Annotated in this window: 23 protein-coding genes; 13 read left to right on the top strand and 10 right to left on the bottom strand. The window is 76.0% G+C overall.

The window, feature by feature from the left end; genetic code table 11:
• The first annotated feature begins 30 nt into the window (after nt 1-30).
• Nucleotides 31-306: a hypothetical protein gene (locus PKA89_RS02230; protein WP_324416176.1), complete on the top strand. Its 276-nt coding sequence runs from the start codon at nt 31-33 to the stop codon at nt 304-306.
• A gap of 1 nt (nt 307) precedes the next feature.
• A complete protein-coding gene (locus PKA89_RS02235) occupies nt 308-1,519 on the top strand; it encodes a hypothetical protein (protein ID WP_324416178.1) in 1,212 nt (403 codons plus the stop codon).
• A gap of 16 nt (nt 1,520-1,535) precedes the next feature.
• Here the strand turns inward: PKA89_RS02235 and PKA89_RS02240 are convergent, their stop codons facing one another.
• A complete protein-coding gene (locus PKA89_RS02240; RefSeq protein WP_324416180.1) occupies nt 1,536-2,783 on the bottom strand; it encodes a glycosyltransferase in 1,248 nt (415 codons plus the stop codon).
• A 126-nt stretch (nt 2,784-2,909) separates the two neighbouring features.
• Between PKA89_RS02240 and PKA89_RS02245 the strand changes: the two genes are divergently transcribed.
• Complete coding sequence (locus PKA89_RS02245; protein ID WP_324416182.1) at nt 2,910-3,494, top strand: TetR/AcrR family transcriptional regulator; 585 nt, start codon at nt 2,910-2,912, stop codon at nt 3,492-3,494.
• A 15-nt stretch (nt 3,495-3,509) separates the two neighbouring features.
• Here the strand turns inward: PKA89_RS02245 and PKA89_RS02250 are convergent, their stop codons facing one another.
• Both PKA89_RS02250 and eccCa read right to left on the bottom strand, forming a co-directional pair.
• Nucleotides 3,510-4,262, bottom strand: coding sequence for a lysophospholipid acyltransferase family protein (locus tag PKA89_RS02250; RefSeq protein ID WP_324416184.1), 753 nt, complete (start codon nt 4,260-4,262; stop codon nt 3,510-3,512).
• Nucleotides 4,263-4,276: 14 nt separating this feature from the next.
• A complete protein-coding gene (gene eccCa / locus PKA89_RS02255) occupies nt 4,277-8,260 on the bottom strand; it encodes a type VII secretion protein EccCa (protein ID WP_324416186.1) in 3,984 nt (1,327 codons plus the stop codon).
• A 111-nt stretch (nt 8,261-8,371) separates the two neighbouring features.
• On the opposite strand from eccCa, the gene PKA89_RS02260 reads away from it, so the two are divergent.
• On the top strand, nt 8,372-9,946 hold the full coding sequence (locus PKA89_RS02260; RefSeq protein WP_324416188.1) for a hypothetical protein: 1,575 nt from the start codon (nt 8,372-8,374) through the stop codon (nt 9,944-9,946).
• A gap of 33 nt (nt 9,947-9,979) precedes the next feature.
• Here the strand turns inward: PKA89_RS02260 and PKA89_RS02265 are convergent, their stop codons facing one another.
• The 5 genes from PKA89_RS02265 to PKA89_RS02285 form a co-directional block, all read right to left on the bottom strand.
• Complete coding sequence (locus PKA89_RS02265; RefSeq protein WP_324416190.1) at nt 9,980-11,386, bottom strand: hypothetical protein; 1,407 nt, start codon at nt 11,384-11,386, stop codon at nt 9,980-9,982.
• The gene (locus tag PKA89_RS02270; protein WP_324416192.1) at nt 11,386-12,873 is read right to left on the bottom strand and encodes a S8/S53 family peptidase; all 1,488 of its coding nucleotides are present in this window, start codon (nt 12,871-12,873) and stop codon (nt 11,386-11,388) included. Before PKA89_RS02270 ends, PKA89_RS02265 begins: the two co-directional genes overlap by 1 nt.
• Complete coding sequence (locus PKA89_RS02275; protein ID WP_324416194.1) at nt 12,873-13,445, bottom strand: hypothetical protein; 573 nt, start codon at nt 13,443-13,445, stop codon at nt 12,873-12,875. The genes PKA89_RS02270 and PKA89_RS02275 overlap by 1 nt, the downstream gene beginning before the upstream one ends.
• A gap of 115 nt (nt 13,446-13,560) precedes the next feature.
• Nucleotides 13,561-13,851, bottom strand: a complete 291-nt coding sequence (locus PKA89_RS02280) for a WXG100 family type VII secretion target (protein ID WP_324416196.1) — start codon at nt 13,849-13,851, stop codon at nt 13,561-13,563.
• Nucleotides 13,852-13,895: 44 nt separating this feature from the next.
• Nucleotides 13,896-14,213, bottom strand: coding sequence for a WXG100 family type VII secretion target (locus PKA89_RS02285; RefSeq protein ID WP_324416199.1), 318 nt, complete (start codon nt 14,211-14,213; stop codon nt 13,896-13,898).
• A 235-nt stretch (nt 14,214-14,448) separates the two neighbouring features.
• On the opposite strand from PKA89_RS02285, the gene eccD reads away from it, so the two are divergent.
• From eccD to valS, 4 genes are read left to right on the top strand one after another with little or no spacing between them, the layout of a single operon-like run.
• On the top strand, nt 14,449-15,780 hold the full coding sequence (eccD, locus tag PKA89_RS02290) for a type VII secretion integral membrane protein EccD (RefSeq protein WP_324416201.1): 1,332 nt from the start codon (nt 14,449-14,451) through the stop codon (nt 15,778-15,780).
• Nucleotide 15,781: 1 nt separating this feature from the next.
• Nucleotides 15,782-17,113 (top strand): type VII secretion protein EccB, encoded by a 1,332-nt coding sequence (gene eccB, locus PKA89_RS02295; protein ID WP_324416203.1) that lies wholly within the window; start codon nt 15,782-15,784, stop codon nt 17,111-17,113.
• Nucleotides 17,110-18,336, top strand: a complete 1,227-nt coding sequence (locus PKA89_RS02300; protein ID WP_324416205.1) for a S8 family serine peptidase — start codon at nt 17,110-17,112, stop codon at nt 18,334-18,336. The genes eccB and PKA89_RS02300 overlap by 4 nt, the downstream gene beginning before the upstream one ends.
• Nucleotides 18,337-18,379: 43 nt before the next feature.
• The gene (gene valS / locus PKA89_RS02305; protein ID WP_324416207.1) at nt 18,380-21,007 is read left to right on the top strand and encodes a valine--tRNA ligase; all 2,628 of its coding nucleotides are present in this window, start codon (nt 18,380-18,382) and stop codon (nt 21,005-21,007) included.
• A 26-nt stretch (nt 21,008-21,033) separates the two neighbouring features.
• Here the strand turns inward: valS and PKA89_RS02310 are convergent, their stop codons facing one another.
• Nucleotides 21,034-21,513, bottom strand: coding sequence for a hypothetical protein (locus PKA89_RS02310; RefSeq protein WP_324416209.1), 480 nt, complete (start codon nt 21,511-21,513; stop codon nt 21,034-21,036).
• A gap of 6 nt (nt 21,514-21,519) precedes the next feature.
• Complete coding sequence (locus PKA89_RS02315; protein ID WP_324416210.1) at nt 21,520-22,197, bottom strand: hypothetical protein; 678 nt, start codon at nt 22,195-22,197, stop codon at nt 21,520-21,522.
• A 60-nt stretch (nt 22,198-22,257) separates the two neighbouring features.
• On the opposite strand from PKA89_RS02315, the gene PKA89_RS02320 reads away from it, so the two are divergent.
• From PKA89_RS02320 to PKA89_RS02340, 5 genes are read left to right on the top strand one after another with little or no spacing between them, the layout of a single operon-like run.
• Nucleotides 22,258-22,995 carry a DUF4129 domain-containing protein gene (locus tag PKA89_RS02320; protein WP_324416212.1) on the top strand — a complete coding sequence of 246 codons (738 nt, stop codon included), beginning with the start codon at nt 22,258-22,260 and terminating at the stop codon, nt 22,993-22,995.
• The gene (locus PKA89_RS02325) at nt 22,988-23,488 is read left to right on the top strand and encodes a hypothetical protein (protein WP_324416214.1); all 501 of its coding nucleotides are present in this window, start codon (nt 22,988-22,990) and stop codon (nt 23,486-23,488) included. Before PKA89_RS02320 ends, PKA89_RS02325 begins: the two co-directional genes overlap by 8 nt.
• A gap of 5 nt (nt 23,489-23,493) precedes the next feature.
• Nucleotides 23,494-24,450, top strand: a complete 957-nt coding sequence (locus PKA89_RS02330) for a MoxR family ATPase (RefSeq protein WP_324416494.1) — start codon at nt 23,494-23,496, stop codon at nt 24,448-24,450.
• A complete protein-coding gene (locus tag PKA89_RS02335) occupies nt 24,447-25,805 on the top strand; it encodes a DUF58 domain-containing protein (protein WP_324416216.1) in 1,359 nt (452 codons plus the stop codon). The genes PKA89_RS02330 and PKA89_RS02335 overlap by 4 nt, the downstream gene beginning before the upstream one ends.
• Nucleotides 25,802-26,320 carry a hypothetical protein gene (locus tag PKA89_RS02340; RefSeq protein WP_324416218.1) on the top strand — a complete coding sequence of 173 codons (519 nt, stop codon included), beginning with the start codon at nt 25,802-25,804 and terminating at the stop codon, nt 26,318-26,320. Before PKA89_RS02335 ends, PKA89_RS02340 begins: the two co-directional genes overlap by 4 nt.
• Nucleotides 26,321-26,326: the final 6 nt, after the last annotated feature.

Genomic DNA, 26,326 nt, shown 5'->3' on the forward strand with positions numbered 1-26,326 from the left:
CCGTCCGCGCCCGCCGCCCGAGGAGGACCCATGACCCCACCGCACCGTCGGACCGGCCGTTCGGCCGGGACCGCCTCGCCGGGCTCGAGCGCGCGCGAGAGCTCCACCGACCCCGCCCCCGGTGCGCCGGCCGAGGACGTCGTGCCCCCACCCGCCCCGGACGAGCTCGAAGACCTGCTCGACGCCCGAGACCGGCGTCAGGCCCGCGGGCGCAAGGCCGCCGGGCCCACCCGCGACCCGGTCGACGCCGCCGTGCCGGACGCGCCGGCGGTCGACGCGGCCCCGACCGACCCCGTGGACGGCTGACGTGGTCCGCGTCCTCGACCAGCTGCCGCTCGACGACGTCGCGACCGGCGTGCTCACGGGCACCGTCGGTGAGCCGAGCCTCGCGGCCGCGGGGCGGTCGCGCTACGTCACCGGCAACTGGTACGCGAGCCGCTCCGGGGACGCGGGTGCGACTTGGCAGGTCATCGACCCGTTCACCGAGATGGCCTCTCCCCGAGGGCGGTTCTGCTGCGACCAGGTCGTGCTGCGGGTAGCCGGTCGGTACGTCTGGTACCTGCAGTACGAGGCGAGCGGGGGCACGAACATCGGCCGGGTCGCGGTGAGCCGCACCGCCCGCCCGGGCTCGTGGCGCTCGTGGGACCTGGCCCCCGCCGACCTCAGCCCGGCCTGGAGCGGGCTGTGGTTCGACTACCCCGACCTCGCCGTCACCGACCGGCACCTGTGGCTCAGCTCCAACCTCTACGACGCGGCGGACCGCTGGAAGCGCGCCGTGGTCGTCCGGTGGCCGCTGGCCGACCTCGGTGGGGACGGCAGGCTGCACCGTGAGCACTGGACCACGACCGCCGCCGGCTCGCTGAAGCTCGTCTCCGGGGCCGGCGACACGATGTGGTTCGCGAGCTCGGACCAGCCCCGGCGCCGGCTGCGGGTCTTCGCGTGGAAGGACGGCACGGCCGACGTCACGGCCTGGGACGTCCCGGTCACCGCCTGGGACGCCGCGGACTACACCTCGCTCACGCCCGGCAACGGACACTGGCTCGAGGCCCGGTGCGACGACCGCGTCACCGCGGGCTGGCGGGCCGGCGGCCGGCTCGGCTTCCACTGGACCGCGGGGCGGATGGCCGGCCGCCCGCACCCCTTCGTCCGCAGCGTCGTCCTCGACGAGGCGAGCCTCGGTGTCGTCGCCGAGCCGGACCTGTGGAGCGCGACGGCCGCGTGGGCCTACCCCGGCGCCGCCGTCAGCCGGTCGGGCCGGGTCGGGTTCGCCGCGTACACGGCCGGCCCGACCCATCCCGCGCTCGCCGTCGGCCGGGTGCTCGAGGGGCGCCCGTGGACCTGGGACATGGCGGTCGCCGCCACCTCGACGCACGCCCCCGCGACCGGTGCGTGGGGGGACTACCTCACGGTGCGGCCGCACCCGACCCGCACCGCGGCCTGGCTGGCCGTCGGCTGCACGTTGCAGGGCGGGTCGGACCGCCGCTTCGTCGAGCCGCGGGTGGTGGCGTTCTCGGCCTGACGGCCCTCGACCCGGCCTACGCCTCGAGCCGCTCGACGTGCCGGAGCACGCCGACGGCCGCGTCGGCGAACCGCCCCGGTGCCGCACCCGCGTCGCTCCCACGAGCCACCTCGCGCGCCTTCGGGCCGAGCTCCACCGCGGAGGCGACGGCCTGCCGGAGGCGCTCGTCGGTGAGGCGCCGCGGCGGGAGCACCACTCCCACGCCGGCCTGCTGCACCCGTCGGGCGATCTCGGGCTGGTCCCGCCCGAAGGGGGTCACGACGAGGGGCACCCCGGCGTGCACCGCGCGGTTCACGATGCCCATGCCGCCGTGGCAGACCACGGCGGTGCACTCCGGCAGGACGTGGCCGTGCGGGACGAACCGCTCGAGCCGGACGTTGGCGGGCAGCCGGCCGGCCAGCCCCGCGTCGTCGGCGCCGCCGAGGGTCAGCAGGACCCGGACCGGCTCGTCGGCGAGCGCCTCGGCCGCGACCTCGGCGAGCCGCTGGTCGCCCTGGGAGTCGGTGGAGCAGGTGACGAGGACCCACGGGTCCCCGGGCTCGTCGAGGTAGGCGGGACGCGGCGCAGGCACGTCCCACGGCTGGGCGCCGACGAGGTGGACGTGGTCCGGCAGGGCGCTGCGCTCGTACTCCAGTGGCGCCGACGTCAGGGCGATGATCGGGTGGCGACCGTCGTACAGGTCGAGCGCGGAGCGCCACTCCTCGAGCCCGGACTCGCGCCGCAGCGCGTTGAGCCCGGGGAGGATCGCGCGCCCGAAGGCCCGCTCGACCATCGCCCACCCGACCCGGTCACGGACGCGCCCGAGCGGCCCCCGGGCCGGCCGCAGCCCGAGCCCGTAGGGGGGGATGCCGCGCTCCGGGATCGGCACGACCGACGGGAGCACCGTGGCGCGCGGCAGTCCGGCGGCCTCCGCGCGCACCTGGGCCCCGTAGGCGTTGATGTCGACGAGGACGGCGTCGGGGCTCAGGGCGCGGACGGCGTCGTCGAAGTCGGGGCCGTCGTGGCGGGCCCGCGCGAGGAGGTCCGCCTGACCCGTGCGCAGGCGTTCGCCGTTCGACCCGGCCCGGAAGTCCGTGATCGGGATGTCGAGGACGTCGGGCGCGATGGCGGAGGCCTCGAGGCCGACGGACTCCAGCACGGGGACGAGGTCGGGCAGGGCCCGCACGTGGACGCCGTGGCCGCGCCGCTGCAGCTCCAGCAGCCCGGGCACCAGGGGCACGGTGTGCCCGACGGCCGGGGAGGTGTAGACGAGGAATCGGGACACGGTGGTTCTCCTCACGAGGTGGGGCACCGCCCGTGGTCCGGGCGGCGACATTTGATGAGTATGAGGACCAATTGGATTTTGTCAAGTACTATTGAATGACTCGCCCACCCAGCCAAGGAGGTCCGCGTGCCGCGGCGCTACGACATGTCGGCTCGTGAAGAAGCGCGTCGCCGCACCCGCGAGGCCATCCTCGACGCGGCGGTCGAGCTGTTCACCGCCGCGCCCTACGAGGAGGTCACGCTGGCCGACGTCGCCGCCTCGGCCGGCGTGTCGACCCAGACCGTCCTCAACCACTTCGAGAACAAGCCTGGCCTGTACCTCAGCGGTGTGACCGAGCGCCTCGGGCCGGTCGTGGAGCAGCTGCGCAGCGGCGCCGTCGCGGGCGACGTCGACTCCGTGGTGGCCGCCGTCCTGCGCGACTACGAGACGACCGGCGACGGCACCTTCCGGACCATCGAGCTGGTCGAGCGGCTCCCCGAGCTGCGTCCCGTGCTCCGGCTCGGGGACGAGCACCACCGCGGCTGGGTCCGCGAGGTGCTGGCTCCGCGGCTGGACCGCCTTCCCCCACGGGAGCGGGAGCGAGCCCTCGCCCTGGCCGTCGTCGTCCTCGACGTGCGCACCTGGCAGCACCTGCGGCGGGTGCAGGGCCTGGGCACCGACACCTGCCAGGACCACCTGGGCCACCTGCTGGAGGCCGTGCTCACCGGGTGACGCCCGGCGCAGGGGTCAGCCGGTGAACTTGTCGCGGGTACGTCGCATGTCGGAGGCGTCCGCCTCGTGCGACTCCTCCGGGGTGGGCGCGGTGCCGCCGAGCCGGGCCGGCAGGTAGCGCCGCTCGTCGCCGACGAGCTCGGGGTAGGCGGCCTGCTGGGCGTCGAGCTGGGCCTGCATCGCGGCCTTGACCCGCGCGGTGGCCTCGGCGACGTCCTCGCGCCGGCCGACCTCGATCGGCTCGCCGACCGCGATGTGCACCGGGATGTGCGCTCGGCCCATCCGCTTCGGCAGGTCCTTGGTCCACACCCGGTGCCCGCCCCAGATGGTCACCGGCAGCACGGGGACCCCGGCGACCTGCGCCATCTTCACGGCGCCCGGCTTGAACTCCTTGAGCTCGAACGAGCGCGACATCGTCGCCTCGGGGAAGACGCCGACGATCTCCCCGTCCTTGAGCGCGCGGACGGCGTCCTTGAACGCCTGACCGCCCTGGTGGCGGTCGACCGGGATGTGGCGCATGCCGCGCATCAGCGGCCCGGACACCCGGTGGGCGAAGATCGACTGCTTGGCCATGAACCGCACGTAGCGGCGGTGCGGCCAGGCCGGCAGCCCCGCGTACATGAAGTCGAGGTACGAGGTGTGGTTGATCGCCATGACGGCGCCACCCTCGCGCGGCACGTTCTCGGTGCCGGTCATGGTGAACTGCGTGCCCTGCAACCGGAAGAGCGTCTTGGCCGCGTGGATCACGGGCCGGTACACGGGCTCCATGCCCGCAGCCTAGGTCAGTCGTGCCGCGGAGGCTGCCACGCGGTCTGGAAGACCTGGTCGCCGAGGTCGCGCGAGACGATCCGGGCCCGGCCGGGCGGCTGGACCGACGCCTTGACCCGGCCGATGAGCATCCCCTCGTCCGGACTGCCGGACAGCAGGACCCCGGGCGCCCCGAGGTCGCGCAGGCCCTGGAGCACGGGCTCGAAGAGCGCCCGCGACGCGCCACCGGAGCGCCGGGTGACCACGAGGTGCAGGCCGACGTCGCCGGCCTGCGCGAGCAGCGGCACGAGCGGCCGCAGCGGCGAGCCGGACGAGGTGACGACGAGGTCGTAGTCGTCGACGAGGAAGAAGACCTCGGCACCGCTCCACCACGACCGGGCGCGCAGCTGCTCGGGCGTGACGTCCGGGCCCGGCAGCCGCGAGCGGAGGAACTCGGTGATGCCCTCGACGGCTGCGACCGTCTGCTCCTCGGTCGTCAGGTACTCGCCGAGGTGTGCCTCGGGCAGCTCGCCGAGCAGGCCCCGGCGGTAGTCGACGACGAACAGCTTCGCCTGGTCCGGGGTGTGGAGGCGCGCCACCTCGTGGGCGACGGTGCGCAGGAAGCCGGTCTTGCCGCTGTCGCCGTCACCGAGGAGGTAGAGGTGCGGGTCCTCGGCGAGGTCGAGGCCGATCGGGGCGAGGCTCGCCTCGTCGACGCCGAGGAGCAGCCGGCGCTCCTCCGGCCCGGCGAGCTCGCGGACGGCGTCGAGGGTGATCTCCTCGGGCAGCAGCCGCAGCTTCGGACCTCGCGGCCCCTGCCAGGCCGCGTTGACGCGAGCGACGAGGTCCTCGACGCCGTCGCCGAGGTCGTCGACGCTACCCCGGTCGTCGACCCGCGGGATGCCGCCGAGGAAGTGGTGCTTGGTCGTCGTCAGACCTCGACCCGGCCGGCCCTTCGGCACGTTGCCGGCGAGCCGGCGGTCGACCTCGGAGTCGGTGGGGTCGCCGAGCCGCAGCTCGACGCGGGTCCCGAGGACGTCGCGGATCTGGTTGCGGAAGTCCATCCAGCGGGAGGTGGTGAGGACGACGTGGACGCCGAAGGTCAGGCCGCGACCGGCGAGCTCGGTGATCTGCGGCTCGAGCTCCTCGAACTCGGCGCGCACGGTGGGCCAGCCGTCGACGACGAGGAAGACGTCGCCGTAGCCGTCGTCGACCCGGCCCTCGGCCCGCCGCCGGCGGTAGGTCTCGATGGAGTCGATGCCGTTGGCCCGGAAGTAGCTCTCGCGGGCGTCGACGATGCCGCGGATCTCGGCGACCAGCCGGCGCACGACCTCGGGCTCGCTGCGGTTGGCCACCCCGGCGACGTGGGCGAGCTTGGCGAGCGGCGTGAACGTGCCGCCGCCGAAGTCGAGGACGTACACCTGGCTCTCGAGCGGGGTGGTCGTCAGGGCGATGGCCGAGACGAGCGTGCGGGCGAAGGTCGAGCGGCCCGAGCGCGGCCCGCCGACGACGGCGACGTGGCCGCCCGCCCCGCCGAGGCGCAGGACGTAGAGCTCGCGTCGCTGCTCGAGCGGGCGGTCGACGATGCCGACCGGCAGGACGTAGTCGCCGCGCTCGCGCCACGAGCGGCTCACGAGGCCGAGCCGCGGGTCCGCCGCGAGGTCGCCGAACAGCTGGTCCATCGAGTTCGGGACGTCGAGCGGGGGCAGCCAGACCTGGTGCGCCGGACGGCCCTTGCCCTTCATCCGGGAGACCGCGATGTCGAAGACCGCGCGCTCCTCGGCGCTCTCCTGCGGGGCGCTCGCGGCCTCCTCGACCGGGGCGCGGCGCCCGGCCGTGACCGGGGCGAGGGTGAACGGAAGGATCTCGGAGGGCCCGCTGGCCGCGGCGCCCTCGCTCACCGTGCGACGCCGGCGGCCCTTCGGGGGCCCCGACACGTAGGCGGCCTTGAACTTGGTCAGCGTCGTCTGGTCGGGCTTGAGGTAGCCCAGGCCCGGCACCGGCGGCAGCTCGTAGGCGTCCGGGACGCCGATGACGGTGCGCGACTCGCCGGCCGAGAAGGTGCGCAGGCCGATGCGGTAGGACAGGTGCGACTCGAGCCCGCGCAGCCGGCCCTCCTCGAGCCGCTGCGAGGAGAGGAGCAGGTGCATCGACAGCGAGCGGCCGAGCCGGCCGATGGCGACGAACAGGTCGGCGAACTCGGGCTTGGCCGCGAGCAGCTCGGAGAACTCGTCGGCCACGATGAGCAGCGCCGGGAGCGGCTCGAGGTCGGCCCCGCCGGCGCGGGCCCGCTCGTAGTCGGTGACGTTGGCGAAGTTGCCGGCCGAGCGCAGGAGCTCCTGGCGGCGGGTCATCTCGCCCTGGAGGGCGTCCTGCATGCGCTCGACGAGGGTGAGCTCCTGGCCGAGGTTGGTGATGACCGCCGAGACGTGCGGCAGGTCGGCCATCCCGGCGAAGGTGGCACCACCCTTGAAGTCGACGAGGACGAAGTTCAGCGACTCCGGGGAGTGCGTCATCGCGAGCGCGAGGACGAGGGTGCGCAGCAGCTCGGACTTGCCGGAGCCGGTGGCGCCGATGACGAGGCCGTGCGGCCCCATCCCCTGCTGGGCGGACTCCTTGATGTCGAGGGCGACCGGAGAGCCCTTCTCGTCGACGCCGATCGGGACGCGCAGCCGGTCGCGCTGGAGCCGGGCCCGCCACGCGGTCTCGGTCTCGAAGTCGCGGACGTCGCCGGTGCCGAGGAGGTCGACGAGCTCGGTGGAGGCGGTCAGCGCGTCGCGCACCTCGGGCTCGTCGGCGGCGTAGCGCGGCGCGAGACGACGGGCGGCGGCCTCGGCGCGGGTGGTCGAGACCTGGTCGGCGACGCCGTGGGCGACCCCGCGGGCCAGGCTGATGACCTCCATCGGGGCGGTGCCGGCGCGCGGCCCGCTCGTGGCCCGCTGGCCGACCGCGAGCCGCAGCGTCGTCGCGGAGTCGAGCTCGCCCCACTGCTCGGGCAGGTCGAGGACGGTGACCCCGAGGACGCCGTCGGGGGTGACGACGGGGTTGCCGGGGGGCACGTGGCCGCCGTCGACGACGAGGAGGACGTGCGGGAGCGAGGCGCGCTCGCTGGGCCCGAAGCGCGGGCGCTCGACGATCTCCTGGGGCAGCAGCGGCAGCAGGTCGTGGACCGACTCGCCGACCAGGCGCACCGGACCGACCGCGTCGTGCTCGCGCGGGCTCAGCGCGTGCGGCAGCCACTTGAGCCACTCCCACTCGGCCCGCGCCTCGCGCGAGACGAGCGCGGCGACGACGAGGTCGTCGGGCGCGTGCTGCATCGCGGCCTGGAGGACGACCGAGCGGGCGAGCGACCGGGCGGGGTCGGCGTCGCCGGTGACCTCGACGTGCGGCCAGGCCCGCAGCGCCACCGAGGCCGGCAGGCCGGGCTGCACGCGGTGGGTCGCGAGCAGCCGGTGCAGCCCGGACGCGGCGACCGGGTCGAGCTGCGCGAGCGGCGCCGTCTCCGGCGGCTCGAGCTCGAGGCAGAGCGGCTGGGCCGTCGTGCCCATCCGCACCTGGAGGAAGTCGGGGTCGGAGACGCTGCGCTCCCAGACCCGGCTGCCCTCGGCGGCGATGACCGGCAGCGCGGCGGGGTCGGGGTAGTCCCAGAGGGCCGCCTCGCGCTGGCGGGCGGCGGCGTCGCGGATCGTGCCGCGCACCTCGGAGAGGTAGGCGAGGTACTCGCGGCGGGCGGCGAGGACACCGGCGGAGTGCTGCTGGCGCTGGCGCACCCCGCTGGCGGCGACGAACCCGACGCTCGCGACGAGGAACATCCCGGCGGTGAACCAGGCCCGCGGACCGGTCTGCGAGAGGGCGACGAACCCGATGGAGCCGAGCGACCCGAGCATCGGGACGGCCTGCATGAGGAGCCCGCTCGCCCCCTCGGACGGGGTGATCTCCGGAGGGGGCTGCAGGACGATGCGACCGGTGGGCACCTCGGGTGCCTTCTCGCGCGTGCCGCTGCGTGCGGGCACCGTCATCCTGCCTCCCCTCCAGGTCGTGCTGCTGGCGCTCGCCTTACCGTACCCGTGGATACTGTTCCTCGCGGGCAGTGGCCCGCACCGGGGCCGGGACGATGACGGGAGGGGTCGATGACCGGGCCGACGCAGCAGCTGACGCTCGTCGCCGACGAGCGCAGCTACGACCTCGTCGTCCCCGTCGGCACCCGCGTCAGCGAGGTGCTGGCGGTCCTCGGCATCTCCTCGAGCGCCACCCCGAGCTCGGTCGCGACCGCGGCCGGCCTCGTCCTCGGGCCCCAGGACCGCATCGCCGACGACCTGCCCGCCGGCGCCGTGCTCACCGTCGTGCGCACGACGACCCACACCGTGCACCGCGGTGTGGTCAGCCTCGACCGCTCCTCCTCCGCCCCCGGCGCGCGCTCCTCGGCCCCGGCGTGGGCGGGCGGGTCCCGCACCCGGGCCCCGGCCGCGGAGCCGGCGGTCTCGCTCGTCGACGAGTCCACCCGGCGCCGCGACGAGGTCGACGACGCCGAGGCCACCGTCAGCCGGGCCGCGCTGCACGCCGACCGCCGGCCTCGGCGCGCGCCGCGGCGGCGCCGCCGCAGCGCCGGCGGCGCCGAGCTCGCGCCGTCCCTCGTCGCCGCCACCGCGCTGACCAGCCTCGTGGCGGGCTCCCTCGCGCTGCCGGCGCCCGCGTCGGCCGGCACCGGCCTCCTCGGCTCGGTCGGCGTCCGGTGGGGCGTCGCCGGCCTGCTCCTCGCCGCGGCGGTCGCGGCGATCGTCCTCACCCCGCGACACCGCGAGGGCAGCGGGCTGGTCCGGCTGGTCGGCGCCCCGGCCCTCGCGGTCGCGGCCGGGATGCTCGTGCCGCTCGCGGACTCGCCGTCCCGGGTGGCCGTCTCCCTCGTCCTCGGCAGCGCGCTCGGCGCCGTCGTGCTGGCCCTCGCCTCGTCCGACGGCTCCCCCGCCGACCGGGGCGAGCGCACCGCCACCGCCTGCCTCGGTGGCCTGGCCGTGCTCATCGCGGGCACGGTGCTCGGCGGCGTGCCGGTCGAGGTGGCCGCCGCCCTCGCCGTCGGCCTCGTCCCGGTCGTCGTCCGGGCCCTGCCGAGCGCGAGCCTCGACGTCGACCCGACCCAGCTCCTGGACACCGACCGGCTCTCGACCACCGTGTGGTCGGTTCGTGAGCGGCACGCGGCACGTCGTCGCCGGGTGTCCGCCCTCGACGTCCGGGGCCGGGTCGACCAGGCGCGCTCGGTGGTCTCGGTCGGCACCGCGTACCTCGCGCTGCTCGCCGCCGGAGCCGGTTGGGTCCTCGCCGTCTCGGCGCCCCTGTCCACCCTCGCGCCGTGGGCCCGCTGGGCGGTCCTCGTCGCCGGTGCCCTCGCCCTCGGCTACCAGGCCCGCCACGTGCGCGACCGGCTCGCGCGGTTCGCGATGCTCGGGGCCGCCGCGTCGCTCACCGTCAGCGCCTCGGTCGCCGTCCTCGACTGGGACGCGGCCTCGCGCTGGGCGCTCGTCGGCGCCGCCGTCGGGCTCGGCGTCGTCGGGGTCGTGGCCGCCGCCGCGATCGCCGGCGGGTGGGCCTCGACCCGGCTCTCCCGGACCGCCGACCGGCTCGAGGGCCTGGCGGTCGTCCTCGTCCTGCCGCTCGCGCTCGTCGCGGGCGGGCTCGTCGAGACACTGCGGCGCCTCACCTCGGGCTGAGGGAGGCGCCGCGGGCGTCGGGCTCGGGAGGGGTCAGCGCCACACCGGCGGCGTGGCGTCCTCCTCCCCCTCGAACCAGGTCTCCTCGTCCTCGTGGGTCAGGTACTCGACGTCCTGCGCCTCGCCGTCCCGGCGACGCCCCGTGCCGCGGCCGCCCGAGCCGGCGCCGGCGGCACCTCGGCCACCCTTCGCGCCCTTCGCGCCGTCGCCGACCTTCGGGACACCGTAGCGGCCGGTGCCCTTCGCGCCACGGACGCCGGAGCCCCGGCCCCCGCCGCGGCTCGCCGAGCCCTGGCCCCCGGCCACGAGGCCGGAGCGCCCCGCGCCCGCCGCGCCACGCCCGGACGCGCCGCCGGCCGCGCGCCCCGCGGTGCCGCCGGAGCCACCGGCGACGAGGCCGCCGCGACCCGCCGCGCCGAGGGCACCGCCCCCGAGCCGGCCGAGCACCCCCTTGCCGAGCATCGCCGCACCACCGGCCAGCATCCCGCCACCGAGGGTCCCGGCCCCGCCGACACCCGGCCCGGACGCCGAGCCGCCGGTCGAGCCGGTGCCCGCCCAGTCGGTGCTGCCCGGGCCGCCGGGGGTCAGGCCGCCGGTCGTCCCGCCGTCGAGGTCGACCGGCGTGGGCCACGGGGGGTCGCCGATGGAGGTCGGCGGCAGCGGCGGCGGCGGGTGGTACGCGGGCGGGTCGAGCGGGGGGTCGACGGGCGGTGGGTTGCGGGGCGGGTGCGTCGGGCCCCCGGTCGTGCCCGTGGGGCCGGTGTAGGTGCCGCCCGGCGGCACGCTGCCGCCCGGGGACCCCCCGGGGGTCGAGCCGCCCCCGCCGCTCGTCGGCGTGATGCGGACCGGGTTCTCCTGGGCCTCGACCGGCATCTGCTTCGCGGCACCGGTCATCTCCTGGTGGAAGGTCGCGAGCACCTGGGCCGCGGCCGTCTCGCGCTGGGCCCGCTTGTCGGCCACCGCGGCGTCGTAGGCGGCGCGGTCGAACACCGTGCCGTCGGGGACCGGCACGCCGCCCGGGGGGCGCGCCGGCGTCCTCTCGTAGCTCGAGCGGTCGACGTCGGTCGAGACGCTGCGGACCTGGCCCTGGTAGGCCTGCCGGGCGGTGTCCGCGGCGCTCGCCGCACTCTCGAGGCCCTTGCGGATGCCGTCGATCTCGCCGGCGCGGATGTCGAGCTGCCCGGCGAGGACGGTGAGCGTCGCGTACGCGGAGTCGGCGGCCGGGCCGGTCCACGGCTGCTGCGCGCCCTGGAGCTTGCGCACGACGTCGCGCACCTCGCGAGCGAGGTCGCTGACCGTCGTCGAGGTGGTCCCCCAGTCCTCGGCGGTCATCCGCACGAGCACCGACGAGAACCCGTAGATGTCGTAGAGCGTGCGTTCGTTGGGGCCGGCGTCCTCCGGCAGCGGCGGGTTGCTCGGACCCTCGTCCGGGATGACCATCAGTGCTTCCTCCCCTCGGCGCCGACGGCGCCCTGGCTCGTGGGGTCGCCGGTGGCGACCTCGTCGGTGCGGCTCGGATCCGGGTGGCTCGGGTCGATGGGGCCGGGGGCCCGCGAGCGCCGGGCGAGCGCCACGCCACCCGCCGCGAGGAGCGCCACGACGACCACCCCGATGCCGACCGGCAGCCACGGGGTCCCGGAGTCCTGCGCGGTGTCCGCGTCGGACGTGCTCGCCGCGGGTGCCGACGAGGCGCTCGCCGACGGTGTGGGGCTGGCGGACGCGGACGCGCCGGCCAGGCCCATCGCCGCGGCGACCTCGGCGACCGACGGCTCCTCGGCGGCGCCCTCGCGGACGAACGGGTTGTCCTTGGGCAGGGTGGTCGGGTCGACGGCCACGGCGTCGGTGGGGTCGAAGATGCCCCAGCCGTAGGCCTTGTTGGCGGTCCGGACCGGCGGGAGGTCGGTGCCGACCCGACGGAACCAGGTCTCGTAGCCGGAGCCGGACTTGCGCAGCCCGACGTTGTCCTTGACCGCGTGGAGGATCTGCCCGGAGGTGGCGGACGGGTACGCCGAGCGCAGCGCGGCGATGCCGCCGCTGACCAGGGCCGTCGCGATCGAGGACCCGGAGGCCACCGTCTCGCTGTGCCAGCCCGAGGCGTCGTAGCTCGCGGCCATGACGTCCTTGCCCGGCGCGGTGAGCGAGATGAACGGGCTGCCCTGCACCGCGAACGACGGGATCCGGGCCTGCCGGTCCACGGTGTTGACGAGGAGGACCCCGTTGCCGAGCCCGGGCCACTGGGGCACGACGTTCTCGTTCGGGGTGCCCGCGACCACGATGGCGTCGTGGCCGTAGGCGGCCTGGAGCGCCCCGACCATCGACGCGGTGAAGTTGCTCACGAGGCTGATGCTGATGACGTCGGCACCGTCGACGGCGGCCTGCCGGATGGCGTCCGCGATGGCCTGGTTCTGCTCGGTGCCGTCCGGCAGCTTGACGCCGCAGCGGTAGCTGCCGTCGGCCGCGAGGTAGCTCACCGCGTAGTGCCGGATCGTCGCGTCCGGGGCGATGCCGCGGATGCCCCGACCGCCGGGGCCGGTGCCCTTCCCGGAGCCCGCGATGAGCGCTGCCATGCTCGTCGCGTGCTCGGCGTCCTTGCCGGTCGCCCGCGGGGAGCGCTTGACGAAGTCGGTGCCGCGGCGGGGGTCGTTGCAGAAGCTCCGGCTCGAGGCGACCCGGCCGCGCAGCTCGGGCACCGAGGAGTCGATCGGGCCGTCGATGACGGCGACGGTGACCCCCTTCCCGGTGCCCTTGCGGTGCAGCTCGTCGACGCCCATCGCACTCCACCACCACTCACCGGGCAGCGGTTGCACCGCGGCCGGGACGTGCGCGGTCGTGGCCGCGCCCGCGGTGGCGGGCGCGAGGAGGCCACCGCCGAGCCCGGCCACGAGGGCCAGGGCCACGGCGGCGCGCCGGCGCGACGGTCGCGCCATCAGCCCGCGTCCATGCCACTCGACGGCTGGGTGCCCGTCGACGGCTGGGTGCCGGTCGTCGGGGTGGTGCCGGCCGCCGGGGTGGTGTCGGTGGTGTCGGTCTCGGGGGTCGGGGGCTGCTGGGCGCCCTCGGTGAACCGGACCTGGGCCTCGGAGCCCTCGCGGACCGGCTCGTCGTCGGTGGCGTCGACGGTCTGCTGCGCGGTCGCGGACCCGTCGCCGTCGGTGCCCCACCGGGCCTGGAGGGTCTGGAACGCGTCACCCGAGGCCTCGTCGCGCTCGCGGATCTCGGTGGCCGCCTGGGAGAGCGCCTCGGCGGCGGCCGTCAGGTCGTCCTTGATGCCGCGGAGGGTGGCCTCGTAGATGTGCTGGGCGGCGAGGTAGACACTCGCGAAGTCCTTGGCGGCCGGGATCTCGCCGAACGTCGACGCGGACGCGTAGGTGAACTTCACCGTCTTGAGGGCCTCCTGCGTCGAGCCGGTCCAGTTGGACTGGTAGTCGGTCCCGAGGGTCTGCAGGATGGTCGGGTACTGGATCGGGCCCGCCCCCGGGCCGTCGTCGAGTCGTGGCACGGTCTCTCCTCGTCGCGGTGGAGGGCCCCTCGCCCTCCGGTCGTCCTCCCCGTCACGCCGACGGCGCCGGCGCCCCGACCCGGGGCGCCGGCACGCGGCGTGCGTCAGTCGGGCCTCAGCCCCACATGTTGGTGTTGCGCAGCTCGCCGGCCAGGTAGTCCTCCTTGGACTGGATGACCGCCTGGCGGACGTCGCCGAGCAGCTGCCGGCACTCCTCGATCTGCTTGTCCCAGTCGGCCTGCGCCTGGCGGTAGGCCGAGCGGGCCGAACCGTCCCACTGCTCGACGTACTTCGCGAGGTCGTTCTTCATGTCCGCGAGCCGCGTCTCGATGGCCCCGAGGCCCTTCTGCATGTCGTCGACGAGCGCGTCGATGCCGGCGCCGCCGACCTTGATTCCGTCACCCATGGTGGTCGTCCCCTTCGTCTTTCGTCCGAGTTCTCGGTCGCGGCTCAGCCGTTGCCGAGCATGCTGCTGTACTTGCTGAGGTTCGAGGACGCCGCGGCGTCGTCGGCGTCGTACTGACGCTGCGTGCCGGTGAGGTTGGCCTCGAACGTGTCGAGCACGTCGACGATGTCCTGCGTCTGCACCTTCCACGCCTCGCTGACGTTCTGGAAGCTGGCCGCCCCCTGGCCCTCCCAGTGCGCCTTGACGGCCTCCATCTGCGTGCGGAGGTTGTTCACCTGCGTGCGGAGGTCCCCCCGCGCCGCCGACACGATGTCGGCGCTGGCCTTGACGACCCCTGCGCCGGCCCTGAACTGGTCACCCATGATGTGTCCTTCCTTCGTGCGACGACGAACGTGCCGCAGTCGATTTCACTGACCCCCTGAAGGGCTGGTGTCCTGCAGACGTGGATTCGTGTGCCGTCCCCTCGTCTCGCCCTCGACCCTACGGTGCCACGGGGAACCGGTCGATGGGGAGAACTCCCCGAAGGTCGCGCGTCTATGCTCGGTGCGCGTCGGGACCGGCACCAGGAGGGTGCCACCGGAGGGGAGAAGCAGCACCGTGAGCCAGAGCAGCGCCGCAGCGTCGCTCGTGCGCGTGTCCGTGTCGTCGGGCACGCGCCGCGCCGACCTCGGGGTGCCGGGGGGCATCCCGGTCGTCGAGATCGTCCCCGAGCTCGCCCGCGAGCTGGGGGTGCTCGACGCCGAGCAGGCCTCGCACGGCTTCCGGCTCGTCGCCGGCGGCGGCACCCTGCTCGACCCCGACCGCTCGTTCGCGGCGCAGGGTGTCGGCGACGGCGCGGTGCTCAGCCTCGAGGTCGTCGACCCGTCCACCGACAAGGTCTACGACGACGTCGTCGAGGCCGTCGCCGACGTCGTCGAGACGCAGTTCGCGCCGTGGACCGCCCGGCACAGCGCCGGGACGGCCGTCGGCGCCTCGGTCGTCTTCTTCCTCTGCGCGGCGTGGGCGCTCTTCACGGCCCGCGACACCGGCGCCCTCGTCGCGGCGGTCGCGCTCGCGGTGGCCCTGCTCCTCGTCGGGGCGGCGGCCGTCCTCCACACCCGGGCCCAGACCGGTGGCGCGCTCGCGCTCGCACTGACCGCCCTCGCCTACGCCGCGACGGCGGGCAGCGCCCTCTCCCCCGCCGACCCGCTGTGGGGCCGAGGGCTCGTGTGGGTCGGTGCGGCGGTCGCCGTCGTCGGACTCGCCGCCGCGCTCGCCGTGCCGCGGCACCGGCTCGTCCTCGCCGCCGGGGTGCTCGTCGGCGTCGCCGCCACCGGTCTCGGCATCGCCTCGGGGATCGCCGGGGTCGCGATGACCACGTCGTGCGCGGTCCTCCTCGTCCTCGCCGTCGTCCTCGGCAACGTCCTGCCCTGGCTCGGGCTCTCCTCGAGCCGCCTCAGCGCGCACGCCCCCCGCACCGAGGCCGAGATCGACGCCGACGCCCCGGAGGTGGACCGCGACCGGGTGCGCGCCCAGGTCGCGCGCGGCCACGACACCATGGTCGCCGTGGGGCTGGCCACCGGGGGCGCGGCGCTCCTCGCCACCGCGCAGCTGGCGGCGAGCGGGCTGGCCGGCACCGTGCTCGTCGTCGCCGGCTGCGTCGCCACGCTGCTGCGCACGCGGCACAGCCGCACCCGGGCCACGGTGGTCCTCGCGATGGCCACCGGCGTGCTCGGGCTGGCGCTGGCCGCCGTGGTCGCCGCCCTCGCCCACCCCGCGTGGCGGCCCGCGCTCGCGGTCGTCCTCGGCGCGACCGGCGCGGTCGTCGTCGTCCTGGCGGTGCTGGCCCCTCGGACCCGGGTGCGCCTCGGCCGCGTCGCCGACACCCTCGACGGCCTCGCCCTCGTCGCCCTCCTCCCGCTCGCCGCCGCGACGACCGGGGTCCTCTGACGTGGCGACGAAGAAGGACCTCGTCGAGGCCCAGTCGTTCAGCAGGCGCCGGCTGACCACGGCGTTCGTCAGCGGCGCCCCGGGCGGGCGCGAGGTCGAGCCCGACCGTCCGCTGCGCGCCGTCGTCGGCGGGCTCGCGCTGACCGTCGTGCTCGTCCTCGGCAGCATGGCCTTCGGCTGGCTGCGCTCGGCGCTGCCCGACGACTGGAAGAACGACCGGCTCGTCATCGCCGAGGACAGCGGCGCGCGCTACGTCTCGGTCAAGGGGGTGCTGCACCCCGTCGTCAACACGGTCAGCGCCCGCCTGCTCATCCCCAGCGACCGGTTCAAGGTCCTCGCCGTCCCGGACGAGGAGCTCGCCGACCTGCGCCGGGGGCCGACCCTCGGCATCCTCGGGGCCCCCGACTCCCTCGCGCCCGCCGACCGGCTCGTCGACACCGGCTGGGTGTCGTGCCTCGGTGCGGGACAACAGGTCTCGACGGCCATCGGGCCCTCACGCCGGGCCGACGCCGCCGACGGCGCCGCGCTCGTCGTGCGGTCCGGCACCCGCGCCTTCGTCGTCGGTCACGGGATGCGCTACCCGGTCGCCGCCAAGGACCTCTCGGCCGTCTCGGTCGCGCTGCGGCTCGACGGCCGCCCGCCGACCGCCGCGCCCGCCGAGTGGCTCAACCTCTTCCCCGAGGGCACCGCCCTCGCCCCGCTGCGCGTCGACGACCTCGGCAAGCCGCTGCCCGGCCTGCCCACCGGCGCCACCGTCGGCTCGGTGCTGCGCCTCGAGAACGACACCCGCCACTACCTCGTCACGCCCCTCGGGACCCTCGAACCGCTGCCCGACCTCGCCCTCGCGATGTACCGCCTCGGGTCGGGCGCCTCGACCCAGGACGTCCCGGTGCAGGCCGCCCAGATCGCGCGGCTGCAGGTCGAGCCGCAGCGCACCGCGCCCACCGACTGGCCGGACGCCCTGCCCACGCCGCTCGAGACGACGCCGTGCGCGACGCTGACCACGGCGCCCGGCACCCCACCCGCGGTCTCGCTCGCGACCGTCACCGCCGACCCCCCGGAGGCCGAGCGCGGTCGTACCACCGTCGACACCGGCTACGGCGCCCTCGTCCGGGCGGTGTCCGGGCAGGTCCTCGGCAAGGGGCCGGTCCTGGCCGTCGACCAGACCGCCACCGCCTACTCCGTCGTCGGAGCCGACTCCGAGGTGCTCGCCCGGCTGGGCTACGCCGACGACGACGTCGTCCCGGTCCCCGTGGCCTGGACCGAGCTCTTCCGCTCGGGGCCGGCCCTCGGCACCGACGCCGCGCGGACCGTGGTCTCGGGCACCTCGTGAGGTCCGCCCGGCTGGCGGCCCTGGTCGCCGTCTCGGCGCTCGCGGGGTCGCTCGCGGCCGGCGTCGCGACCCCCGCCGCCGCGGTCCCGGCCGCCGCCCTGCCCGCGGCCGGCGAACCGTGCGAGGAGGGGCGCACCCAGTACGTCACCGACACCCCGGCCGGCCTGATCCGGCTGGGCGCCCGGAAGGCGTGGACCCTCGCCACCGGGCGGGGCGTCACCGTCGGCGTCGTCGACAGCGGCGTCGCGCGCAACGCGCACTTCCCGGCGGGCAGCGTCCTCGACGGCACGAGCGTCGTCGGCGGCTCGGAGCGCACCGACGGTCGGCTGCACGGCACGGCCGTCGCGGGCATCATCGCCGCACGCAGCCTCGGCACGACCTCCGGGGTCGAGGGCCTCGCCCCTGACGCCCGCATCCTCCCGGTCAAGGTCGTCCCCGACGAGCAGCAGGCCCAGGACGGCCCGGACACCGACGCCGGGACGCTCGCCGAGGGCATCACCTACGCGGTCGACCACGGCGCGCGCGTGGTCAACGTCTCGCTGAGCACCGGCACCGACGACGCCCGGCTGCGTGCCGCCGTCGCCCACGCCCGCGCCCGGAAGGTGCTCGTCGTCGCCTCGGCCGGCAACACCACCCAGGACGCGCCGGTCCGCGCACCGCGCTACCCGGCTGCCTACCCCGGCGTCCTCGGGGTCGCCGCCACCGACGCCTCCGACCGCGCCACGGCGACGTCGGTGCGCGGCACGCACGTCGACGTCGCGGCTCCCGGGGTCCAGGTCCTCACGACGTACGGCGCGTGGGGCGACTGCTACCTCGACTCGGACGCCGGCTCGACGAGCTACGCCACGGCCTACGTCAGCGCCGCCGCCGCACTGCTCGCCCAGCGCTTCCCCGCCGAGGGCCCGGACCTGTGGGCGCACCGGCTCGAGGTGACGGCGGCCCGCGACCGGCGCGACGCCCGCGACGACGCCGTCGGGTGGGGTGTGGTCCAGCCGGTCGAGGCGCTCACCGCGGTCCTCGACGCCGGGATGGCCGGGCCGCCGCTGCCCGGCTCCACCCCGCAGCCGCGCGCCACGGTCGCGACCACCCGGCTCGCCGTCGCCGACGTCCCCGACCCCGCGGCGGCCGACCGCCGGCAGGTGCTCTGGGTGGCGGTGGCGGCCGGGACCGCGCTCCTCGGGCTCGCGCTGGTGCGCCTCGCCCGCCGCCGCGGCACCGCCTGAACCCGGATGAGGCCGCGGGCCGCGGTCTGTGAGAATGTCCGCCATGACCGAGCACGCCTCCCCCGCCGCCTCCGCCATCCCGGACCGGCCGTCCCTCGACGGCCTGGAGGAGAAGTGGGGGGCGGTATGGGAGGAGCAGGGCACCTACGCGTTCGACCGTGAGGCCGCCCTCGCCGGCGACCGCTCGCAGGTGTTCTCCATCGACACCCCGCCGCCGACCGCCAGCGGTTCGCTGCACATGGGGCACGTGTTCAGCTACACGCACACCGACTGCATGGCCCGCTACAAGCGGATGGCCGGCTTCAACGTCTTCTACCCGATCGGCTGGGACGACAACGGCCTCCCGACCGAGAAGCGCGTCCAGAACTACTACGGCGTGCGCGGCGACGCCTCGCTGCACCACGACCCCGACTTCGAGCCGCCGTTCCGCGGCGACGCGAAGAGCACGAAGGCGGCCGACGAGCTGCCCATCTCGCGGCAGAACTTCATCGAGCTCTGCGACGAGCTGACGGTCAAGGACGAGGAGGCCTTCGAGTCCCTGTTCCGCCGGATCGGGCACAGCTACGACTGGTCGATCGGCTACCGCACGATCGACGACCACTCGCGGGCCACGTCGCAGCAGGCCTTCCTGCGCAACGTGCGCCGCGGCGAGGCCTACCAGGCCGAGGCGCCGGGCCTCTGGGACGTCACCTTCCAGACCGCGGTGGCCCAGGCCGAGCTCGAGGCCCGCGACTACCCGGGCGCCTACCACCGGGTCGCCTTCCACGGCGCCGACGGCCCGGTGCACATCGAGACGACCCGCCCCGAGCTCATCCCGAGCTGCGTCGCGCTCATCGCCCACCCCGACGACGAGCGCTACCAGCCGCTCTTCGGGTCCACCGTCCGCACACCCCTGTTCGACGTCGAGGTGCCGGTCGTGGCCCACCCCGCCGCCGAGATGGACAAGGGCGCCGGCATCGCCATGTGCTGCACCTTCGGTGACCTCACCGACGTCCTCTGGTGGCGCGAGCTGCAGCTGCCGACCCGCTCGCTCATCACCCGCAGCGGCCGGCTCCAGAGCGAGACGCCCGAGTGGCTGGTCGGCTCCCCCGGCGCGGCGCTCTACGCCGAGCAGGTCGCGGGGAGGACGGCGTTCTCGGCGCGCGAGGCCATCGTGGGCGCGCTGCGCGACTCCGGTGACCTCGAGGGCGAGCCGACCCCGACCCAGCGCAAGGCCAACTTCTACGAGCGCGGCGAGAAGCCCCTCGAGATCGTCACGACCCGCCAGTGGTACATCCGCAACGGCGGGCGCGAGGCCGACCTCAACGCCGCGCTCGTCGCCCGGGGTGAGGAGATCGACTTCCACCCCTCGTTCATGCGCAGCCGGTACGCGAACTGGGTGCAAGGCCTCAACGGCGACTGGCTCGTCTCGCGGCAGCGGTTCTTCGGCGTGCCGATCCCGGTCTGGTACCCGGTGGACGCCGACGGCGAGCCCGACCACGACCACCCGATCCTGCCCGACGAGTCCGAGCTGCCCGTCGACCCCGCCGCCAACCCGCCCGCGGGGTACACCGAGGACCAGCGCGGCGTTCCGGGCGGCTTCGTCGGCGACCCCGACATCCTCGACACCTGGGCGACCTCGTCGCTCAGCCCGCAGATCGCGGGGGGCTGGCGCGGACGCGACGGCGTCGACCCGGACCCGTTGTTCGAGAAGGTGTTCCCGATGGACGTGCGCCCGCAGGGCCACGACATCATCCGCACCTGGCTGTTCGCCACCGTCGTGCGGGCGCACTGGGAGCACGGCACCGTCCCGTGGACCGACGCCGCCATCTCCGGCTGGATCCTCGACCCCGACCGCAAGAAGATGAGCAAGTCGCGCGGCAACGTCGTGACGCCGGAGGACCTGCTCAAGGAGCACTCCGCCGACGCCGTGCGCTACTGGGCGGCGAGCGGCCGGCTCGGCACCGACGCCGCCTACGACGTCGGGCAGATCAAGGTCGGCCGGCGCCTCGCCATCAAGGTCCTCAACGCGAGCAGGTTCGCGCTGTCCTTCGGAGCGGTCTCCGGCGACCTCGCGGCCCAGGTCACCGACCCGCTCGACCGCTCGGTGCTCGCCGCGCTGCGCGAGGTCGTCGGGAAGGCGACCGCGGGCTTCGAGGCGTGGGACCACACCCGCGCGCTCGAGGCCACCGAGTCCTTCTTCTGGACCTTCTGCGACGACTACCTCGAGCTCGTCAAGGACCGCGCCTACGGATCGCGCGGCGACGCCGCCGCGGCCTCCGCCCGGGCCACCCTGCGGCTCGCCCTCGACGTCGTCCTGCGCCTGCTCGCCCCGATCCTCCCGTACGTCACCGAGGAGGTCTGGAGCTGGACCCACGAGGGCTCGGTGCACCGCGCGCCGTGGCCCACGGTCGAGGAGGTGCCGGCCGGCGGCGACCCGGCGGTCCTCGCGGCGGTCGGGGCTGCCCTCGCGGTGGTCCGCAAGGCGAAGTCGGAGGCCAAGGTCGGGATGCGCGCCGAGGTGCCGACGGCGACGATCGTCGGGCCCGCGGACGTCCTCGAGCACGTGCGGTCCGGCGAGGGCGACCTGCGGGCCGCGGGCCGGCTCACCGGCACGCTCGACTACGCCGAGGGCGAGGAGGTCGCCACCCGCGACCTCGAGCTCGTCCCGGTCGCCAAGCCCACCGCCTGAGGCCCCGAGACCGGCCGACCCTCTCGTCAGGCCGGCGGAGCGAGGCGCCAGCGCAGCCGGACGCGGTCGAGCCCCGTGTGCTCGGGGAGCCCGTCGACGGACCCCTCGCGCACCCGCTCGACGAGCGCGTCGACGGTGTCGGGCAGCCGGTCCCGCGAGCGGACCCCGGCCCAGGCGACGGTGCCGCCCACCTCGTCCTCCGGGGAGACCCGGTCGACCTGCACCCACGCCGCGGCCCGCGGCGGGAACCGCAGCGCCCAGCCCGCGGCACCCAGGACGAGGAACAGCGGCGCCACGAGCAGCGCGACCGGGACGGGAAACGCGGCCGAGAGGAGGCGTCCGACCCAGAACGCCAGGACGCCGCCGACGAGGGCGTGCCGGACGACGTGCCGGCCGTCGGCGCGCACGACGTACTGGACGCCGGCCGGGGACGCGACGACGACGCGACCGAGCTCCTCGACCAGCTCGAGGGCGCGGCCGGGAGCGGTGTCCTCGGGGAGCGGCATCGGGGCCTACGCCGGCATCGGGCCGAGGGACGGGGCCGGCTGGCGGACCTCGACGCGGCGCAACCCGGTGGGGCGCACCGCGACCCACGGCACGTTCCAGCCGGAGAGCCCGAGCCGGTGCTGGACCACGGCGTCGCGGCGCAGGTGCCCCACCCGCCCGGTGGCCGGGTCGTACACGTCGAGGCTGCGGTCGCCGTCACCGGGCAGGACGAGGACGACGTGCCGCGGCAGCAGCCGGCTGCCGATGTAGAGCAGGCCGGGCTCGCCGTCGGCGACGACGTCGACGAGCGTGTCGAAGCGCTCGACGAGGCCGTACTCGTCGGCACCGCGCAGCACGTCGACCGTGTAGCGCGTCCCGATCCGCGACGCGCCGAACTCCAGCTCGTGGAGTGCGCCCCACGGCGGCGTGCCGAGCGCCCGGGGCCACGGGAGGTTGGGCCGGCGCCCACCGGCGAGCACCCCGTTGGTCCGTCGCATGACGACCCGCTCGTACGCGGCGAACCGCTCGGCCTCGGTGGCCCCCTGGGGCGAGCCGGGCGGGTGCGGCTCGCCGGTGCGCACCCAGGACGCGAAGACCGGGTCGACGAGCATCCGGGCCACGGTGAGGCACGCGGAGCCACACGTCACCGGGGACTGCTGGACCGGACCGGTGTCGCCCGCGCGGAGCCGGAAGGTCGTCGCCACGTGCACATCGTCGCCAAGGATCGGCCACGGCGCCACCACCCATGTGGTTGGGTGTGTCCCGTGCGGACGACGGGACCGTGGGGGCGCAGGGCGACGGGCACCGTCGTCCTGGTCGTCGTGGCCGCCCTCGCCGGCCTCGCGGTGGTCTGGGCCGCGGCGGTGCCGCCGCCGGAGCCGCCGATCCAGGTGGCCCACCCGACGCGCACCCTCTCCGAGGCCCGCGGCGAGGACACCCAGCTCGCACCGCGCACCGAGATCAACGCCGCGAAGTACACCGGCCCGCGCTCGGAGGCCAACGTCTTCGGCACCGCCCTCGGCTGGCTCGCCGTCGCCATCGTCGCCGGAGCCGTCCTCGCGCTGCTCGTCGCCGCCGTCCGGGCGTGGCTGGCCTCGCGCCAGGACCGCGGGGTCGACGAGGACGCCCGCGCCGGACCCGACCTCGAGCGGGTCGGCGCGGCGCTGGCCCTCGACGCCGAGGGACGCCTCGGGGCCCTGGGGCGGGGCACGCCGGCGGAGGGCATCATCGCGGCGTGGGCCCGGCTCGAGGAGACCCTCCGCGGAAGCGGCGTCCCGCTGCCCGCCTCCCGCACCTCGACCGAGACCACGGTCGCGGTCCTCTCCCGCTTCCGGGTGGACGCCACCACGCTGCGGTCGCTCGCCGAGCTCTACCGCGAGGCGAGCTGGTCCGCGCACCCGCTGACCGAGGACGACCGCGACCGCGCCGAGGGAGCCCTGCGCGAGCTCGACGCCGCGCTGAGCGCCGCCCGCTCGGTGTCCCCGGGAGCCGCACGTGGCTGAGCGCCGTCCGTCCCCGCGGGTCGTGGCCGCCGTCGCCGGCGGGCTGGTCCTCGTCGCCGTCCTCGTCGTCGTGCGCGGACCGGTGGCCCTCCTCGCCCTCGGCACCCTGGCCGTGGTCGTCACCGTCCTCGGGGCCGTCGTCCCGCTCCAGCGCGCCGACGGCGTCGACTGGGACTGGCTCCCGCAGCGCGCGCAGGAGCCGGCGCCCGAGCCGGGCATCGCCACCCTCCGGCGGCTGCTCGACCCCGGGCCCAAGGACACCGAGGCGCCGCGCCAGCTCCACGACCTCGTCGGCGCGATCGCCGACGACCGACTCGGCCGGCCCCCGGCGGCCGGTTCCCCGGCGCCCTACGGTTCCGGTGACCTCGGCCGCTACCTCGCGGCGCCGCCACGGCGGCTCTCCCGGGCCGAGGTCGAGACCCTCGTCACCGAGCTCGAGCACCTCACCCCGTCCGTCCCGCCCCCACCGTCGTCGCCCGAGGAGTCCCCGTGACCGACATCCCCACCGCCCACCGCCGTGCCCTCGCCGTCCTCGACGAGGTCGACACCGTCGTCGTCGGCAAGCGGGCGGCCACCGAGGTGGTCCTCGCGGCCGTGCTGGCCGGCGGACACGTGCTCATGGAGGACTACCCCGGTCTCGGCAAGACGCTGGCGGCCCGCACCTTCGCCCAGGCCCTCGGGCTCGACTTCACCCGAGCCCAGTTCACCCCCGACCTGCTGCCCTCCGACCTCACCGGCAGCTTCGTCTACGACCAGGGCAGCCACGCCTTCGAGTTCCGGCGGGGCCCGGTGTTCACCGGCCTGCTCCTCGCCGACGAGATCAACCGGACGCCGCCGAAGACCCAGGCCGCGCTGCTCGAGGCGATGCAGGAGCACCAGGTGACCGTCGAGGGGCAGACCTTTCCGCTCCCCCGGCCCTTCCACGTCCTCGCCACCGCGAACCCGGTCGAGTACGAGGGCACCTACCCGCTGCCCGAGGCCCAGCTCGACCGCTTCCTCGTCCGGGTCAGCTTCGGCTACCCCGCCGCCGACGAGGAGTGGCAGGTCCTCGACCGCCGCATCTCGCGACGGCAGGAGGACCAGCAGGCCCGCCAGGTCGTCGACGCCACCGAGCTGCTCGAGCTGCAGGCCACCCTCGAGGACGTCACGGTGCCGGCGGAGGTCGGCCGGTACTGCGTCGCCCTGGCCCGGGCCACCCGCGAGCACGAGCACTCGCTGATGGGTGCCTCCCCCCGCGGCTCGCTCGGCCTCATGCTCGTCGCGCGCGGCACCGCGCTCGTGCGGGGTCGCGACTACGTCACCCCGGACGACGTCAAGGCCGTCGCGCCGTCCGTCCTCGAGCACCGGGTCGTCGTCCGGCCCGAGCTGTGGATGGGCGACGTCACCCCGCGCAGCATCGTCGCCGACGTCCTGCGCACCGTCCCGACCCCGCGCACGCCGGTCCGCACGGCGTGACCGCTCGCTGGCGCCCCACCCGCGCGCTCGGCCGGGCCGCCGCGGTGGGGCTCGCGATGCTCGCGTTCGGGGCGGGGCTGGGCCGCGGCGACCTCGCGGTGGCCGGTGTGCCCCTCCTCGCCGTCGTCGTGTGGAGCCTCGTCACCGCGCCCAGGCACGCGCCCCGGATCACCAGCCGGCTCGACACCCGGGTGGTCCGCGAGGGCGAGTCGCTGACCTGGCGGGTCGACGTCGAATCGGTCCCCGGCCTGCGCGACGTCGTCGCCCACCTCGCCGGCGACCGCTGGACCCGCACCGTGCCGGTCCACGGGCACGTGGCGGCCACGGTCGAGCGAGCCCGCGACGGCTCCGCGCCCGACACCCCCGTCGCGATCTCGGCCGAGGCGGTGCGCTGGGGCGTGCGCCGGCTCGGCCCGGCCCAGGTCGTCGCCTTCTCCGACCTCGCGGGGTTCGCCTGGGTCAGCCCGGAACAACGGGTCGAGTCGGTGAGCAGCGTCCCGCGGCCCGGGCTGTTCGCCTCGCGGGCCGCCCTCCCGCACCCGGTCGGGCTGGTCGGACAGCACCGCTCGACCCGCCCGGGCAGCGGCACCGAGCTGGCCGACATCCGCGCCTTCCGCACCGGGGACCGGCTGCGCCGCATCCACTGGCCGGTGTCGCTGCGCACCGGCACCCTCCACGTGACGACGGCCTACGCCGACCAGGACGCCGAGGTGCGGCTCGTCGTCGACGGCCTGCGCGACCTCGGCGAGCACGACGCCGCGACGGGAGCCTCCTCGAGCCTCGACACCGCCGTCGAGGCGGCCGGCGCGCTCGCGGCCCACTACCTCTCGACCGGCGACCGGGTCGGGCTCTCGGTCCTCGGCGGCGCCGGGCTCGTCGAGGTACCGGCGGTCGGCGGCAACCACCAGCTGACCCGCCTCCTCCTCGCCCTCGGCCGGGCCGAGCCGAGCACCGGCACGATCGGCGAGGAGCGAGCCCTGCGGGCCCAGCTCGGCCGGGCGGTCCCGCCCGGCGCGGTCGTCGTCATCCTCTCCGCCCTCGTGTCCGCCGAACCGCTCGCCCACGCCGTCCGGCTCGCCCGCAGCGGGCACGTCGTCATCGTCGTCGACACCCTGCCCGAGTCCCTCGGCGGTGGGCACCCCGCGCCGGAGGAGCTGCGCGCCGCCACCGGTGTCGAGGACGACGACCGCACGGCCTCGCTCGTCTGGCGGCTGCGCCTCCTCGACCGCGAGCGTGAGGTGCGGCGCTGCGCGGCGGCCGGTGTGCCCGTCGTGCGCTGGCGGGGCCCGGGCTCGCTCGACCTCGTCCTGCGCGGTGTCGGCCGGCGGGCGCGTGGTGCGGGGACGCCCCGATGACCCCCGCCGCCCGCTGGCGCCGGGCCGCGCTGGGCGTCGTCGTCGGCGCCGACGTCCTCGTCCTCCTCGTCGCCGGCGTGGCGCTTCCCGGTCTGCTGCCCTTCCTCGCCCCCCTGCTCGTGGTGGCCACCGCGTGGGCCCTGCACCGGCCGGCCGGCTGGGGTGCCCTCACCCTCCTCGTCCTCCAGGTGGTCGGGGTCGGCGTGGCCCGCGAGGCCCCGGTGTCGCTCACCGACTGGGCGCTCGCCGCGGTGACCGGGGCGGCCGTCGTCGGCACGCACCTCGCCCTGTCGATGCTCGCCGCCTACCCACCGGGCGCGGCCCTGCCGGACGCCGCGGTGCGCCGCTGGGTCACCCAGGGCTTCGTCGTCGCCACCGTGGGCGGGATCGCCGCGGGCATCGGGGTGCTCGGGTCGAGCACGCCGGCCGGGGCGGGACCGTGGGTCCTGGCGGCCGCGTTCCTCCTCGTCGCCGGGACGGCCGCACTCGTCTGGCGGGCCACCCGGACCCGCTGAGCCGAG

Origin of the sequence: Phycicoccus sp. (genome assembly GCF_035325325.1) — a bacterium.
Taxonomy (GTDB): domain Bacteria; phylum Actinomycetota; class Actinomycetes; order Actinomycetales; family Dermatophilaceae; genus Phycicoccus.

What these genes read in the sequence shown, in the direction of transcription:
- eccCa (WP_324416186.1), bottom strand. Translation starts at nt 8,260, where the DNA reads ATGACGGTGCCCGCACGCAGCGGCACGCGCGAGAAGGCACCCGAGGTG.
- PKA89_RS02310 (WP_324416209.1), bottom strand. Translation starts at nt 21,513, where the DNA reads ATGCCGCTCCCCGAGGACACCGCTCCCGGCCGCGCCCTCGAGCTGGTC.
- PKA89_RS02270 (WP_324416192.1), bottom strand. Translation starts at nt 12,873, where the DNA reads ATGGCGCGACCGTCGCGCCGGCGCGCCGCCGTGGCCCTGGCCCTCGTG.
- valS (WP_324416207.1), top strand. Translation starts at nt 18,380, where the DNA reads ATGACCGAGCACGCCTCCCCCGCCGCCTCCGCCATCCCGGACCGGCCG.
- PKA89_RS02230 (WP_324416176.1), top strand. Translation starts at nt 31, where the DNA reads ATGACCCCACCGCACCGTCGGACCGGCCGTTCGGCCGGGACCGCCTCG.
- PKA89_RS02265 (WP_324416190.1), bottom strand. Translation starts at nt 11,386, where the DNA reads ATGGTCATCCCGGACGAGGGTCCGAGCAACCCGCCGCTGCCGGAGGAC.
- PKA89_RS02260 (WP_324416188.1), top strand. Translation starts at nt 8,372, where the DNA reads ATGACCGGGCCGACGCAGCAGCTGACGCTCGTCGCCGACGAGCGCAGC.
- PKA89_RS02340 (WP_324416218.1), top strand. Translation starts at nt 25,802, where the DNA reads ATGACCCCCGCCGCCCGCTGGCGCCGGGCCGCGCTGGGCGTCGTCGTC.
- PKA89_RS02285 (WP_324416199.1), bottom strand. Translation starts at nt 14,213, where the DNA reads ATGGGTGACCAGTTCAGGGCCGGCGCAGGGGTCGTCAAGGCCAGCGCC.
- PKA89_RS02250 (WP_324416184.1), bottom strand. Translation starts at nt 4,262, where the DNA reads ATGGAGCCCGTGTACCGGCCCGTGATCCACGCGGCCAAGACGCTCTTC.
- PKA89_RS02280 (WP_324416196.1), bottom strand. Translation starts at nt 13,851, where the DNA reads ATGGGTGACGGAATCAAGGTCGGCGGCGCCGGCATCGACGCGCTCGTC.